General features: G+C 36.0%; 12 protein-coding genes. 7 read left to right on the top strand and 5 right to left on the bottom strand.

Going from position 1 to position 14,780, the window contains the following annotated elements; all coding sequences use genetic code 11:
* The 4 genes from BMY21_RS13820 to BMY21_RS13805 all read left to right on the top strand — a co-directional run bounded on the left by BMY21_RS13820 (window position 1) and on the right by BMY21_RS13805 (window position 5,126).
* Window positions 1-801, top strand: a complete 801-nt coding sequence (locus BMY21_RS13820) for a hypothetical protein (protein WP_074645182.1) — start codon at window positions 1-3, stop codon at window positions 799-801.
* Between the two features lie 2 nt (window positions 802-803).
* A complete protein-coding gene (locus BMY21_RS13815) occupies window positions 804-2,273 on the top strand; it encodes a 6-hydroxymethylpterin diphosphokinase MptE-like protein (protein WP_074645180.1) in 1,470 nt (489 codons plus the stop codon).
* A gap of 68 nt (window positions 2,274-2,341) precedes the next feature.
* The gene (locus BMY21_RS13810) at window positions 2,342-3,772 is read left to right on the top strand and encodes a motility associated factor glycosyltransferase family protein (protein ID WP_177177767.1); all 1,431 of its coding nucleotides are present in this window, start codon (window positions 2,342-2,344) and stop codon (window positions 3,770-3,772) included.
* A 1-nt stretch (window position 3,773) separates the two neighbouring features.
* A complete protein-coding gene (locus tag BMY21_RS13805) occupies window positions 3,774-5,126 on the top strand; it encodes a hypothetical protein (RefSeq protein WP_074645175.1) in 1,353 nt (450 codons plus the stop codon).
* Here the strand turns inward: BMY21_RS13805 and BMY21_RS13800 are convergent.
* From BMY21_RS13800 to ileS, 4 genes are read right to left on the bottom strand one after another with little or no spacing between them, the layout of a single operon-like run.
* The gene (locus BMY21_RS13800; RefSeq protein ID WP_074645173.1) at window positions 5,104-5,778 is read right to left on the bottom strand and encodes a tetratricopeptide repeat protein; all 675 of its coding nucleotides are present in this window, start codon (window positions 5,776-5,778) and stop codon (window positions 5,104-5,106) included. The genes BMY21_RS13805 and BMY21_RS13800 overlap by 23 nt on opposite strands.
* Window positions 5,750-6,787 (bottom strand): uracil phosphoribosyltransferase, encoded by a 1,038-nt coding sequence (locus BMY21_RS13795; protein ID WP_074645171.1) that lies wholly within the window; start codon window positions 6,785-6,787, stop codon window positions 5,750-5,752. The genes BMY21_RS13800 and BMY21_RS13795 overlap by 29 nt, the downstream gene beginning before the upstream one ends.
* A 34-nt stretch (window positions 6,788-6,821) precedes the next feature.
* Window positions 6,822-7,715: a hypothetical protein gene (locus BMY21_RS13790; RefSeq protein WP_143064246.1), complete on the bottom strand. Its 894-nt coding sequence runs from the start codon at window positions 7,713-7,715 to the stop codon at window positions 6,822-6,824.
* Complete coding sequence (gene ileS / locus BMY21_RS13785) at window positions 7,702-10,923, bottom strand: isoleucine--tRNA ligase (RefSeq protein ID WP_074645166.1); 3,222 nt, start codon at window positions 10,921-10,923, stop codon at window positions 7,702-7,704. The genes BMY21_RS13790 and ileS overlap by 14 nt, the downstream gene beginning before the upstream one ends.
* A gap of 192 nt (window positions 10,924-11,115) precedes the next feature.
* Between ileS and BMY21_RS13780 the strand changes: the two genes are divergently transcribed.
* From BMY21_RS13780 to BMY21_RS13770, 3 genes are read left to right on the top strand one after another with little or no spacing between them, the layout of a single operon-like run.
* A complete protein-coding gene (locus BMY21_RS13780; RefSeq protein ID WP_074645163.1) occupies window positions 11,116-12,147 on the top strand; it encodes a glycosyltransferase family 8 protein in 1,032 nt (343 codons plus the stop codon).
* Entirely contained in the window at window positions 12,144-13,004 is an 861-nt protein-coding gene (locus BMY21_RS13775) for a lysophospholipid acyltransferase family protein (RefSeq protein ID WP_074645160.1), read from the top strand. Before BMY21_RS13780 ends, BMY21_RS13775 begins: the two co-directional genes overlap by 4 nt.
* 24 nt (window positions 13,005-13,028) lie before the next feature.
* A complete protein-coding gene (locus tag BMY21_RS13770) occupies window positions 13,029-13,646 on the top strand; it encodes a glycosyl-4,4'-diaponeurosporenoate acyltransferase CrtO family protein (RefSeq protein ID WP_074645158.1) in 618 nt (205 codons plus the stop codon).
* Here BMY21_RS13770 and BMY21_RS13765 read toward each other — a convergent pair.
* Window positions 13,591-14,613: a hypothetical protein gene (locus BMY21_RS13765; protein ID WP_074645154.1), complete on the bottom strand. Its 1,023-nt coding sequence runs from the start codon at window positions 14,611-14,613 to the stop codon at window positions 13,591-13,593. The genes BMY21_RS13770 and BMY21_RS13765 overlap by 56 nt on opposite strands.
* Window positions 14,614-14,780: the final 167 nt, after the last annotated feature.

The raw sequence follows: 14,780 nt of genomic DNA, 5'->3' as shown, positions 1-14,780 counted from the left end.
ATGGGACTTCTTTCACGAGCCAGTACCCTGGATACACCAGTAACAACTCAGGGGCTGGCTTTCTCTGATTTTATAAATATACATTCAATCAAATTATGTGCTTTACTCGAACAAAAAAACAGCTATTACTGCGTAAATAATAGTATTGGTTTTGATTGTGAATCTATAATTTGCGCTGATTCAACTGTTGATTTCTGGAATGGAATCTGCAGCAATTCTAACAAAATCTATACTTTTACTGGAACAGACAAAAATCCTCTTTTACAACTTTTTTCAATTAACCTTAAAGAAAAGCTTCAGGAGCTTTCTGTCTATAAAAATAGTTCAAACCAAATCCTTTTATGCGAAGGAATACTTTCAGATAAGGCTGCACAGGATTTTAATAAAATCTCAAATTCAGAACATACAAATGAATACAATAATATCAATCCATTATTAAAAGAAAACACTGTCGTTTTATTGTATAAAATTGATATCGAAAAAGCAGTAAAAGCATTTTATAATTCACAGAGTACAAATACAAAACACAATTTTGAAAGTTTTAATAAAGCAATAATAAATGAAGTTTATAACAGATTTGCATGCTTATATAATAATTCAGACACAACAATAAAAGACTCTGATCATGGCATCAAAACTGTAATAATTACAGATAAAGCTTATTCCGTAGAACTCATAACTCAGCATATAAAATTGAATCTTCAGGAAGTCTTTGATTCTTATGCCTCTGAAGTTCAGATTTCTTTTTCAGGAAAAGCAACTTCCTGCGACGCAATAAAAGATTATTTACAGGCGGAATAATTTTGAAGGTAACAATTCAAAAAGCAAAAAATGGAGAAAATACAGCTTCTGTAGAAGGGCACTTTCTTCACTCAAATTATGCACCTGTAAAAGAAGCTCAGCGATTTGTTGATAATCTTTCACTTCCTTTTACTCCGACAACAATTATAATTACAGAACCTGCACTCTCCTATTGCGCTGATTTTCTAAAACAGAAATTTCCGGAAATAAAAACTGGAGTAATCCGATATATAAATGATTTTTCTGAATACAACAGTAAATTTGATTTTGTAATAAATTATTATGAACATCCTGATTTTGAAACATATTTAGAAAATAACTTTACAGAAGAACAGTTACTGACAACTCATTTTATCAGCTGGCCGGCTTCATCACAACTTTTCAACGAAACAGATAAGATTGTATGGAATGCAATAAGACAGTCAATGCTCCGAGCAAAAACCTTATTGATAACCAGACAATATTTTGAAAAAAAATGGTTATATAACAGCTGTAATTTTTTGAAATACTGCTCAAAGACAATCAGTTTTGAAAACACAATAAATAAGCCGGCCCTTATAATTTCTTCTGGTCCAAGTCTTATTCCTTTTATTAATATTATTAAAGATTATCAGGATAAGTTTTTTATAATCTGTTTATCTTCAGCAATTTCTGTTTGTATAAAGAACGGAATTACTCCAGATTTATGTATGACAACTGATGGCGGTTATTGGGCCGGAGAACATTTAAAAGCTCTCTATAAAAATGATATTCCAATTGCTATGTCATCTGAAGCATATTGTCCTAAAAAGCTTTTGAGAAAACTTACAGTTATGCCTCTCGATTATGGAGATGGTATTTCCTCTGCATTATTAAAAACTCAAAATATACAGACAATACAGGCATCTCGAAATGGAACTGTAAGCGGCACTGCCCTTCTCTTTGCCTATAAATATTGTACAAATAATATTTATCTTTGCGGTCTCGATATGTCAGCTCAAAAAGGATTTCAGCATACTCAGCCTAATGAACTCGAAAAAAATTCTTCATACAAAGATAATAGAATCAGTACAAAACAAACTCGTTTAGGAAAATCTGAAATAACTAACGGTAGTTTGGATATTTATAAAGACTGGTTTATCAATAATCCGCTTAAGACAGAGGAAAGAAAGATTTTCCGTCTTATGGAAAAAGAATATTGCAGAAATTCTCTTGGCTGGATAAAAGATATTACAGCAAAAGATTTCATCGACTTAATTTCTAAGCATTCAGAAACATCTGAGATTAATTTTATAACTTCTGATTTTCAGTTTGATAAATCCGAATGTCTGAAACTTTTATATGATTCTGAAAAAAATATCCAATGGAAGAAACAGCTTTTCCCTCTTGATTTTGTTCAGGCAATTCATGATCCTTTGAATAAAGAAATTGAAAACAGAATTGAAACTGAATGGCAAAAATTACAAAAACGCATTGAGAGAATCTTTTCATGAGTATATATAAAAGTTTTGAATCAGCTAAAAATGGTACTCTAATCCCGGTCTTTCAAAGCGGAAGAACAATGGAATCACGTTATAATCCGGAACGAGATTCCGAAAACCTTTTAAATACAATTACAGAACAGGCAAATATCTTTTTAGTTCTTGGTACTGGAAGTGGAATTTTTATAAGTTTACTTTCACAGAAATTTCCGTCTTCAAAAATAATTGCTTTTGAACTTTCCGGCGACGATTTTGATTTTCTAAAGAGCAGCGAAAAGATAACTTCACTCAATAAAAATCCGCAGATAATTTTTGCATATCTTGAGAATATAGAACAGCTTCTTTCACAAAACTATTTACCAGCCAGAGATGGCAATCTAAAAATTATTGAACAGAAAGCCTGGATAAATGAAAACTCAGCACATATAAATGAAATAAATCAGGTACTAAAAAAGTCTCTTGGAATTATTTCTGCTGATTACTCGGTCCAGGCTCATTTTGGTAAAATCTGGAACTCAAATATTATTAACAATAGTATTCTTGCTGAAAAATTAAATACACCATCTTCACTATTTACCACAGACTGTATAAAAAATAAAACAGCAGTTGTAGTTGCAGCTGGACCTTCCCTTAATCGCACGATTGAAATACTTACGGATAAATCTAAAAGAGATAAATATTTTATTTTTTCAACAGATACAGCAGCCCAAACTCTTAAAAAGAAAGGAATCTCGCCGGAAGTTATTGTTTCCATAGATGGCCAGGCGGTGTCTTATAATCATTTTATAAGTAATGCTGAAAATAAAAATAATGAGACTGTTTATGCTTTTGATCTTTGTGCAAATGCGTCTGCGGCAAGGTATCTTTATGAGACGGAGCATAAATTATTATTCTTCTGTTCAGGACATCCCTTATCATCTGCAATAAATTTAAGTTCGGGCTCCCCTCTCCCTCAACTCTTTTCAGGTGCTGGTACAGTAACAATTACAGCCTTAGATCTTGCACTTCAAGCAGGATTTAATAAAATAATAATTCTCGGAGCTGATTTTTCTTATCAGAATGGAAGAGCTTATGCTTCAGGTACTTATCTGGATACTCTTTATAATCAAAATTCTTCAAGACTGACTGAAACAGAACAGACTTTTTCTAAGCTTATGTTCCGTACCGAGTTAAAAGAACTCTCAGCAAATATAAAAACAACAGAGATTCTTGAAGCCTATAGAGTTTCTCTTGAAAAATATCTGGCAGGTAAGAATGTTACTTTTTCAAAGAAAGATGATATTTACTATCTCGAAACTTCATCTAAAGTAAATGTAAATCTTTTAAATCCAAATAAAACACTTTCCCCTAAATCTTTTATGAAAAAGTTTAATTCATCATCATTAGAAGAAAAAGAACCTCTCCTTTTACCTTATATTGCCTGGCTTAGAAACAATGGAAACTTCTCAACTCTTAATTACAGTGAATTACTTAAACTTGCTTTAGACAGTATTGTAAGTTATAATATATAGTATGAAAAATCGATTTATCGTTATTTACACAATTTTTGCAGCAGCCGTTTTTATTTTTGCAATGAGTTTTTTCGGCTACAATTTATTTAATGAATATACAAAAAATCTGAAAACTTCTGAACTGCGTTTTACAGAACTTGCCAATGATATACGAACTTTAAGTTATGCACAGGATGAAAACACTCCAGCATATTCACAGGGAATAAAAAAAGCTATTGGAGAAGCATCTGATTTTTCATACATTCATGTCCGCAGAAATAATGAAACAGTAATTTTATATCCTACAGGAAAAAGCAAAGAAGAAACTATTTCCAGACTGACAAAAACTTTCAGCACAAACCTCAATGTTAATAAACAGAATATAACAATTGAAAGTAATATTTATTTAATCCGTCCTGATTCTATTTTTTATTATGCAAGAATCTCATTTTTGTTAATCCTCATAATCACAATTATTACAATTATTATGATTATCTATCTGAATATAACAGAGACTAATTCAAATGTTTCTGAAATCGAAGAAGATATAGAAGATGATTCAGAAGAAAATGAGATTGAAGATAACGAAGATTTTTCAGAAACTGAAATTGAAACTGAATCTGAAAATGAAATAAACACTGCTGACAAAGCAACTGAATCTGAACCTGTAGAAAAAAAATCAGAACCAGAAACTCCAGCAGAAATTAAAAATGATTCAAAAGAACAGCCTGTAGAATCTGAACCAGTAAAGACAGAAGCACCAGAACCGGAAGAAGAAAGATCAAGTGAAGTAACTCCTGAAGAAGTACAGGCTATTTTCTCTGAGCCACTTACAGATGCTCAGACTGAAATGGCAAAACTTCCTATAGATGAAATTGAACCTTCCCCTGCCGGATTATTTGATCCGGAAACAGGTATTGGCTGGGAATCATATTTAATGACACGTCTTGATAATGAAATAGACAGAGCAACTGCTTCAGAAATCGATCTTTCCCTGTTTATCATTAAGCTGGCAAATATTGAAAAGACCAGTGAAGAGTTTAAGAATGTCTGTAATTATCTTTCAATTCAGTTCCAGTTCAAGGATCTTCTTTTTGAATATAAAGAAGACTGTATTGTTGCAATCAAAATCAGCATGAGTGTTGATGAAGCACTTGCTCTTGCTGATAAGTTATACAGTGATATAAGCAATATCGTAAATAATAAAGACAGCCGTATTGGAATTTCTTCACGTTCAATCCGAATGGTTGGAGGAGACCGTCTGTTACTTGAAGCAGAACAGTCAATCGAACATTCAGATGCAGATTCTCCGGTAATTGCTTTCCGTGTAGATTCAGAAAAGTACCGAAAGCTTATGGAGCAGAATCAGGCTTAGGAGCTTCTAGAGCTTCTGAAGCTTCTTTATTTTCCGGTTTCTCTTCCTGAATCTTCATAAGTTCTTTGTACTTATCTTCAAAAGTTTTAAGATTCTTATTGTCCGGATATTCTGTTTTCAGAGTTTCATACGCTTCTGTAAACTTCTGTGCGTTTTTTGTTTCAAACTTTTTATTATCTGCTATCAGCACTGCAAGGTAGTTTTCTAAATATTGCTGATTATCTGGCTGAACTGTAAGAAGCTCTTCATATACAATTACAGAGTTTTTGAAATCTCCCTGCATAGAATATATATATGCAAGACTTGCTTTTATTGAAGAGTTTTCTGGATCCCGTTCCAGAATTGTTTTATACATTGGAAGTGCATTAGCCCAGTCTGAACTGTATACATAACATTTTGCAAGTTTATAATAGGCAGCCCAATACTGTTCTTTTTTTCGCATTGCAAGTTCATAATATTCTGCTGCTTTTTTATAATCTTCGAGTTTATAATACGACTCACCAAGATTATAATATTCAGCATAAATATTACGAGTTTTTATCCCCTCCTGCCCCGGAACCGGAACAGAGAGGTTTGTCGTTGTACATGAGGCAAAAATTATTGTTGCAGCTATAGAAGTAAACTTAGCCCAGAACGATTTTTTCAATTTCATAAAGCTGAGATTTATAAAGTCCGGAAATGTTATGACCATAATCAGCAATTAACTGAATCATGTTACGAGGAGCGTCTTTAGTATCACAACCGTTAAGACGGTCACCTGCATCACCAAGTCCTGGCATAATGTAAGCTTTTTCGTTCATTACAGGGTCCATCCAGAGTGTGTAACATGTACAGTTTTCAAGAGCACGAGTTACACGGATACTTCCCTTAAGTGTTGAAATTGTATTAAAGAAAGCAATTGACTTTGGACGAACGCCCTGGCTCTGAAGGTACTTAACAACAGTTACAAGAGAACCACCAGTAGCATTCATAGGATCAGCAAAAATCAAATCTTTACCGTCGAGCTGGTCGAGGTTGAAGAATGATTTATTGAGGTCCATAATGTATTCCATATCAGCCTCATTCTTTGTATCGTTACGGCTGATTTTGAAAAGTGCGAATGGAGTTTTGTATCCGTGGCTTGAATATTCCTGAATTTCCTTAGACATAATCATACTTGGAAGAAGAGCACCGCGGAGCATAACGCACATTACAGTGTTTTCAATTTTGTGATCAATGTCTGGAATCTTATGAACAGCATAGTTCTGAACAGGGAAAGTAACAGGAGTCTTTACAACAATGTGGCCTTTCTTGTCAGAGTGCTGGTCTGTATAAGCCATGCGGAAAAGCATTTCGTATGCACGCTGGCTGTAGTACATAAACTCCTGATGGTCTGTGCGCTCGTCGCGGAGCTTAGAAATTACACGAGAACATTCAGCATGAGCACCCTCTTCTGTTACAAAAGAGTAAACCTTAATATTAGGATGCTTAGCACAGATATTCTGCATTTCATGACCAAGCTTATCGTAGCCTTCAATTATTTTTTCTTCATCTTTTGGTTCAAAGGATTTCATAGTTTCCTTGAACATAACTTCAAGGTTTTTCAAATCGGCCATATCTTCTGAAGTAAGATATCCGTCCAAATCCTCTGCTTTAAGAATAATCTTATTGTCTCCTGCCATTTTAATGCTCCTGAGTAAGGCCGCGTACGGCCGATTATAACGACAGCAGTTTATACAACTGCTGTTTATCTATTCTGATATCATTTATAATTAGTTCACTGTCTCCGATAATTTCTTCCTGAGAATTAGTAAGTCCGAAGGCAAGTATTAAAAGAGTTCTTCCGGCCTTTAGGAAGGTTCCGTTTTTAAATCGGAAATCTAAATCAAGAAAATACTGATTTGGATGTTTTGGATCAGTTGTAAAATTTCCTTTTACATCAATTAACTTAAGATCTAACTGAGCACCTGTAAGAATTGTAAGGAATGACTGAGGTTTATTCGCAAAAAAGCGGATTTCATTTTCTGCACCTTTGAGATATGAAGTAAGCTCTTCATCAAGGTCAGAATACAATTCCGTTGTATCATCTGCAGGCAGTGCTGCTAATCTATCATATTTAGTCAGCATACCTTCAAGACCACGTCCAATACAGGCAATCTTTGGTGAAGGGAAAGTCATTTCAACGGGGCCAGTGTAAACCTTGTATTTATTTAGACTTTCAGCAGGAGTAAAATCATTTACAATCCAGCCTTTTTTTGCATTCAAAACTTTAGGAATGAATGATGATGGTATACTACCTTCAACAGATGCCTGAACCTCTGTTTCATGCTTTGAACGATTGAGACCACAGTAAATTTTGTTTACGTGATCTGCAATCATTTTTGCATCAGATTCTGTAGCATCTTTGTAAAAGCCTGTGATAATACGTTCTATAAGAATATTATCAGCTTCCTTAGGTACTGCGATATAAAAGGCACTCTGGTCATCAATCAATTCCAGAGCATCAACAGGTCTGCCTGCAGGTGCGGATTTACAGCCTGCAAGCAGGAGAACTAGCAAAATACTTGTCATCCCGAAAAGCTTTCGGGATCTCAAATTATGCTTTTTCAATCTTGAAACTCCATTTCTTATCATCAGCTTCTACTTCATAAGCGCCTGTAAGACTTGAGTTCCAGCTTGTTTTTTCTGCAAGAGTTTCTCCGGAAATAAAGTCTGCAAACATCTTATAAGCAGCTTCGAGATCAGCGTCTCCGCCAAGCTCAAGAGTAATTCTATCAGTTACATTGTAACCGTTTTCCTTACGCTGGTTCTGAATACCGCGGATAAGGTCACGTACATAACCTTCTTTCTTAAGTTCGTCTGTAATCTTAGAATCAAGACCAACTGTAAGAGTTCCGTCATTCAAAACCTTAAGGTCATCTTTTTCAAAGCGTTCTACGATTACCTTCTCTTCGTTGAGTTCAACTGTTGTTCCGGCAACATCAATAGAAAGCTTAGTTCCTTCAAGAATTGACTGAATCTGTTCGTTAGAAAGAGTCTGGATAATTCCGGCAGCCTGCTTCATAAGAGGTCCGAGTTCCTTACCAAGAACCTTGAAGTTAGCCTTAGCCTTGTACTCAACAAGCTCGTCTTCGCGGTCGTGGAATTCAACCTTCTTAACATTAAGCTCTTCTGCGATTGTATCCTGCATTTCTGAAAGTACAGTCTTTTCGCTTGGGTTGCGTGTTACGAGAGCAACACTTGCAAGTGGCTGACGGTTCTTGAGGTTGAACTGGTTTCGGAGGCTGTGTCCCATAGAAACGGCCTTCTGTACAGTTGCCATCTTAAACTCAAGTTCTTCGTTGATCCATGACTTGTTAGGTGTTGGATAATCACAGAGGTGAACTGATTCCTTGTCTTCGCTTGTCTTAAGGTTCTGGAACATTTCTTCTGTAATAAATGGAACAAATGGTGCAGCAACCAGAGTAAGAGTCTTAAGTGCAATATAAAGTGATTCGTATGCTTCTGCCTTGTCGTTGTCGTTTTCTGATTTCCAGAAGCGGCGGCGGCTGCGGCGGATATACCAGTTATTAAGCTCGTCTATGAAGTTTACGATTGGATCGATAGAACCAGAAAGGTCGTAATTATCCAATGCAGCACTTACATCTGCAATAAGCTTCTGTGTAATAGAAAGCAGCCATGCATCCAAAGGATTTGATGGAAGCTTTGAATCAAACATATGTCCAGTTGGAGCAACCTTATCAATATTTGCATAAGTAACAAAGAATGAATAAGAGTTCCACCAAGGGATGATGATAGATTTAAGTACGTCACGAACACCAGCGTCTGAATAGCGGATTTCATCTGCCTTAACAACAGCTGAGTGCATAAGGAAGAGACGGATTGCATCAGCACCAAACTTGTTGATAGCTTCTACTGGGTCTGTATAATTGCGCAAAGACTTAGACATCTTGCGTCCGTCTTCAGCAAGTACGATACCGTTTACGATACAGTTTTCGAAAGCAGGCTTATCAAAAAGCTGAGCAGCAAGAACTGTAAGTGTATAGAACCATCCGCGTGTCTGGTCGAGACCTTCGGAAATGAAGTTTGCAGGGAAGTTCTTTTCAAACTTCTCTTTATTTTCAAACGGATAATGTACCTGAGCGTAAGGCATAGAACCTGATTCGAACCAGCAGTCAAATACTTCTGGAATACGGCGCATTGTACCCATTCCGCACTTTGGACACTTGAATGTAATCTTATCTACAAACTGCTTGTGAAGATCATCAGGGTAAGTTCCGCTGAGGTCTTTAAGTTCCTGGCGGCTTCCAACACATACAGTGTGCTTACAATCTGGATCATCACAGCGCCAGATTGGAATTGGGTTACCCCAGTAACGGTTACGGCTAACTGCCCAGTCACGAGCTCCGGCAAGCCACTTACCAAAACGGCCTTCCTTAATGTGGTTAGGCTGCCAGTTGATTTTGCTGTTTGCACGAAGAAGTACATCATGGTAATCAGCTACCTTTACGAACCATGAACCAATTCCACGATAAATCAATGGAGAACCACATCTCCAGCAGTGTGGATAAGAGTGAACTACAGAATCTCTCTTAACGAGTTTTCCTTCGTCCTTGAGACGCTTCATAATATCTTTATCAGCATCTTTTACAAAAAGGCCCTGATAATCTGGTACTTCTTTTGTGAACTTACATTCAGCGTCAATTGGCTCAACGTTTGGAACGCCGGAACCACGGAATACCTTGTTATCTTCCTCACCAAATGCAGGAGCGATATGAACGATACCAGTACCGTCTTCTGTAGAAACGTACTCAGCATTGAACATGCGGAAAGCACCCTTTTCGCACTTCTGACCGCTCATTTCTTCACAAACTTTAGGATCTTTGAGGTTAGCAAAGTATGGGAACAATGGCTCATATTCAGCACCAATAAATTCCTTACCCTTATGACGATAGATGATTTCGTAAGCATCTTCGCTCTTGTAGTATGCAGAAAGACGAGCTTCAGCAAAAATATAGAAGTCTCCGCTTTCCTTATCGAGAATCTTTACATAGTCAATTTCCGGTCCCATACAAAGACCAAGGTTTGAAGGCAATGTCCATGGAGTTGTTGTCCATGCAAGGAAGTAAGTTTTTCCATTTGTCATATCAGGATCATTTACACCTTCTGGAGCTTTAGTAATCTTAAAGCGTACAGTTACAGTCTGATCCTGAACATCCTTATAGCCCTGAGCAAGTTCGTGTGTAGAAAGTACAGTAGAACAGCGTGGACAATATGGAAGAATATATTTTCCTTCGTAAATAAGACCTTTATCCCAAAGAGATTTAGCAACCCACCAGATAGATTCCATGAACTCTGGGTTCATTGTTTTATAGTCATTATCAAAATCAACCCAGCGTCCCATACGAGTGATGGTTTTACGCCATTCAGAAGTATATTTGAGAACTGATGCACGACAAGCTTCGTTAAATTTATCAATTCCCAAAGCTTCAATTTCGTGCTTAGAATTAAGTCCAAGTTCTTTTTCAATCAGGTTTTCAACAGGAAGACCGTGGCAGTCCCAGCCGAAGCGGCGCTCAACGCGTTTTCCTTTCATTGTCTGATAGCGTGGAATAATATCTTTAATGGTTGATGGAATAAAATGTCCGAAGTGTGGGAGTCCTGTAGCAAACGGAGGGCCATCATAGAATACGAAGTCCTCTGCCCCTTCTCTCTGGCTTACTGACTTTTTGAAGATGTCATTATCCTGCCAGAATTTTAAAACTGATTCTTCCTGTGAAGGAAAGTCAACTTTTGGATCAACCGGTTTGAAACTCATGAATGCGTCCTTATATATATGATATTATTTATAATCTTCTTATTATGACATAAAACGCGATTTTATTCTATATATTTCCGAAACTCCGTCATTGCGAGCGAAGCGACGTGGCAATGACGAGACTCGACAATGAAATATGATTTTTACAATAAGATTGACTAATCAACCTTTATCAAATAAAATTAAAAAGATATGAGCAAAAAAATCTTTAAACAGAAAATACCTATCTGTTTTGCTACAGATGATAATTACGTTCCATTTTTAACTGTTGCACTTGCATCTTTACTTGATAATGCATCAAAAGAAAACTTTTACAAGATTTATGTTCTGACTTCTCATCTTTCAGAAGAGAATATGAACAGCATAAAAAAACACAAACAGGAAAATTGTTCCATCGAATTTGTGCAGCTTTCTAAAGAGCTCGATAAAGTTCAGGACATGTTCCATCTTCGTGATTACTATTCAAAAGAAACTTATTACAGAATCTTTATTCCAAATCTTTTCCCTCAGTATGATAAGGTTTTGTATCTCGACTGTGATATTACAGTTCTTGGCGATGTAAGCGAACTTTATAACACACAGATTCACGGATATTACGTTGCTGCAGCTCAGGAAGAAGTAATGCAGACCTTCGAAGTATTCGGAAATTATGTTGAACAGGCCGACGGTATTAACCGCAAGGAATATTTTAATGCAGGTATTCTTCTTATTAACTGCCGACGCTGGAGAAACAAGTTCATTGCAGAACGCTTTGTTGATCTTTTGAACCGCTACACTTTCCGTGTTGTTCAGGATGAAGATTATCTTAATGTTCTCTGTAAAGGAAATGTAAAGAAAATCAGCCTTGGCTGGAATAAGACTTCATATAAGAATGATGCTTTTGATGATAAAGATTTGAAAATCATTCACTGGAAAATAAACTGGAGACCATGGAAGTATAAAGATGTTCTTTACGAAGAGCATTTCTGGAAATATGCAAAAATGACAGACTTCTACGAACGTCTTATTACAATGAGAGATTCCCGAACCGAAGAAGACAAGAAGAAAGATGAACTTCTTATGGAAAATCTTTCAAAGATGGCTCAGGAAGATGCAGACGATCCAAACAACTACTATAAAACCAGTGGAAAGAAAGGATTCTGGGTACGCTTCTTCAAAAGAATCGGCATAATCATCAGATTCAGATTAATAATAAATGCAAGTATTTTCAGGCGAAAAAAATGATTGAAAAAGACAAAGGCAGACTCGAAGTATTAGCACGTATTGAAGAATACGAGAAAAAAGGCTGGTGGTCAAAAGATGTTGAAGAAGATCCTCCAACTATTCCTCTTACCCCAGACAAAGTTGATTATCTTAATAAAAAGTTGAAAAATAAAATTGCAACATTATTTGTAAATATTGTTGCAATTCATTTTATTAAGAAGCTTGTAAAAACAGGCCAGATGATTATTAAAGATATCAAAGGCATTGAAAATTATGAGGCAATTAAAGATTCAGGAGCAGTTCTGACTTGTAATCATTTCAATCCGTTTGATAACTTTGCAATTCATTATGCATTATTCCCATATCTGTATTATAAGAATGGAAGAGCCTTGTATAAGGTAATCCGCGAAGGAAACTACACAAACTTCCCTGGACTTTACGGCTTTTTCTTCCGCCACTGTAATACACTTCCTCTGAGCGCTAATTTTTCTACAATGAAAAACTTTATGGCGGCTATGAAAGTGCTTCTTGAAAGAGGAGAAAAAGTCCTTGTTTATGCAGAACAGGGAATGTGGTGGAATTACAGAAAGCCCCGCCCTCTTACAGTTGGCGCCTTTAAGTTCTCTGTAGAAAGCAACGTACCAGTTCTTCCAATTTTTATTACTATGAATGATTCAGATAAGATTGGCGGCGACGGTTTCCCAATTCAGGAATATACTCTTCATTTCCTTCCTGCAATTTATCCTGATCCGAATAAATCTGCTAAAGAAAACATGGAAATGTTAAGAGATAAGAACTATGCTGCATGGAAAGAAGTTTACGAAACCACTTATGGTATTCCTCTTTCTTACTCATGCGAAAATTCTGAAAATAACTGATTCTGATATCTACTGGGGGATAAAATGCTTCTATACATTCTGGTAATTGGTCTTACAATGCTTCTGGTTTTCTGTGGAAACTTTTTCTGGTTCCCGGTAGATATGTCATTACTCAAAATTTCCCTTCTTACTTTGATGCTGCCGTTTCTGGTTGTTGCATGGGATGGAATTTCAGCAACTTTTGTTCGACGCGCTTTACCAGAAAAATGGTTTACAAAAGATGTTAAATTCCATCATGTAGGAAAAAAAGAATGTAAGTTTTATGAACTTCTTGGAATAAAATACTGGAAGGATCATGTACTTGAGCTTGGAATGTTTACAAGCTTCAGTAAGAAAAAAGTTTCTAACCCGAATGATCCGGAATATATTTCAAGATTTATTATGGAATGTAATTATGGAGTTCAGGTTCATCTCTGGAATTTCATTTTAGGCTTTGTCCTGATGCTTTTTTTTCCACGTTTGATTTCTTTAAGGTTCATTTTACCTGCAGTTATTGCCAATTCAATCTTAAGTATTCTTCCACTTATGATTTTAAGGTATAACGTTCCACGTCTGGAAAGACTTCTTGCAGTTCTTGAGAAAAAAGCTAATCGCGCCCACGTGGCCCAAAAGCCTTCTGCCGAGCCCTCACCTGCTGAATAATTGTATTATCTTTTTCAAGCATATCAATTAAGTCCCAGTGCCAGTCTAAATCATTTTCAGGAAATAAGGCTGGCGGATCCGGCTTACGACGGGAATTAGCGTCTTTTACAAGTTTCATTAAATCTTCAAAAGTAGAATGGTCTGCAAGCCTCTTTAAATACGGTTCTTCATTATTAGTAAATACTTTCTGATTATCATTAAAAATATAATCTTCAGATTTATATTCAAAAGGCTTAACAGAATTTCTCACTTTCTTACTACGTCCGGAAACACAGCTGTAATTTGTCTCACAACTGCGAAGATGTTTTGGAATTGTATATGAATCATCCTTGTATTCATAAGTAATATAATCAGTTGAATAATCCATATCAGTCTGCCAGTAACGGACATCATAAAGTTTTTCACCATCTATAATTAAGCCGGTGATGTCTTTTGGAAGTGACTGCGGACTAATCATAAAGCCTTTTGATGAAGCAATTCCGCGGTAGAATTTATAAGATACATTCTGATTTTCAGAAGTCATCAGGCTTCCGTTTTCTTCAGAAACTTCTCTCTCATCGAGTACAAAATATTTCAGATATATTGAATCCTCAAGCATAAAGAATGGAATTGTATTTTTCTGCCAGTTGGAATATTTAAGATCCAAAGCTCCGTAAAGCGAGTTTGTAGTTTCTTTTGTATCTATATTCTGAATGTAAATATGCTCAGCATTACGGGGAGTTGGAATGTTTCTTGTACGAGCTTCTTTTTCACTATAAGAAGCAGGTTCAGCAGCACGGTCATAATACCAGCCATAATATTCTTTAAGGACAACTACGAGTTGAGGCTCATCTTCATCATTCTGTTCAAAAAAAACGTATCGGTCTTTTGATTCCCAGATTCCAAGAAGCCTTGTTGGGAGAGTCTCGGCAAAGAGACAAGTAATTATTAGAGAAAATGAAAGTATGGAAAATAATTTCTTGGACATCTTATTAATTATCGGCAGAAATTTTAATCTTCAGAATAAAATGAATTTTCAATTTCTTCATCAGTCAGTACACCGCCTTCCCAGTCATACCATAGTACCAAAGCTCCATCTATAATACTTCCTTTATTCAGTTTTATTTTTGGACTTCCTTTTTCATCCCTGTCTGT

It is taken from the genome of Treponema bryantii (assembly GCF_900111035.1).
GTDB classification, from domain to species: Bacteria; Spirochaetota; Spirochaetia; order Treponematales; family Treponemataceae; genus Treponema_D; species Treponema_D bryantii_C.
Note: the sequence above shows the minus strand (reverse complement) of the source record. Positions and strands in the feature narration are given on the sequence as shown.

Coding starts and splice junctions, on each gene's coding strand:
- BMY21_RS13765 (WP_074645154.1), bottom strand. CDS start 14,613: ATGTCCAAGAAATTATTTTCCATACTTTCATTTTCTCTAATAATTACT.
- BMY21_RS13810 (WP_177177767.1), top strand. CDS start 2,342: ATGGAATCACGTTATAATCCGGAACGAGATTCCGAAAACCTTTTAAAT.
- BMY21_RS13780 (WP_074645163.1), top strand. CDS start 11,116: ATGAGCAAAAAAATCTTTAAACAGAAAATACCTATCTGTTTTGCTACA.
- ileS (WP_074645166.1), bottom strand. CDS start 10,923: ATGAGTTTCAAACCGGTTGATCCAAAAGTTGACTTTCCTTCACAGGAA.
- BMY21_RS13775 (WP_074645160.1), top strand. CDS start 12,144: ATGATTGAAAAAGACAAAGGCAGACTCGAAGTATTAGCACGTATTGAA.
- BMY21_RS13800 (WP_074645173.1), bottom strand. CDS start 5,778: ATGAAATTGAAAAAATCGTTCTGGGCTAAGTTTACTTCTATAGCTGCA.
- BMY21_RS13795 (WP_074645171.1), bottom strand. CDS start 6,787: ATGGCAGGAGACAATAAGATTATTCTTAAAGCAGAGGATTTGGACGGA.
- BMY21_RS13770 (WP_074645158.1), top strand. CDS start 13,029: ATGCTTCTATACATTCTGGTAATTGGTCTTACAATGCTTCTGGTTTTC.
- BMY21_RS13820 (WP_074645182.1), top strand. CDS start 1: ATGGGACTTCTTTCACGAGCCAGTACCCTGGATACACCAGTAACAACT.
- BMY21_RS13805 (WP_074645175.1), top strand. CDS start 3,774: ATGAAAAATCGATTTATCGTTATTTACACAATTTTTGCAGCAGCCGTT.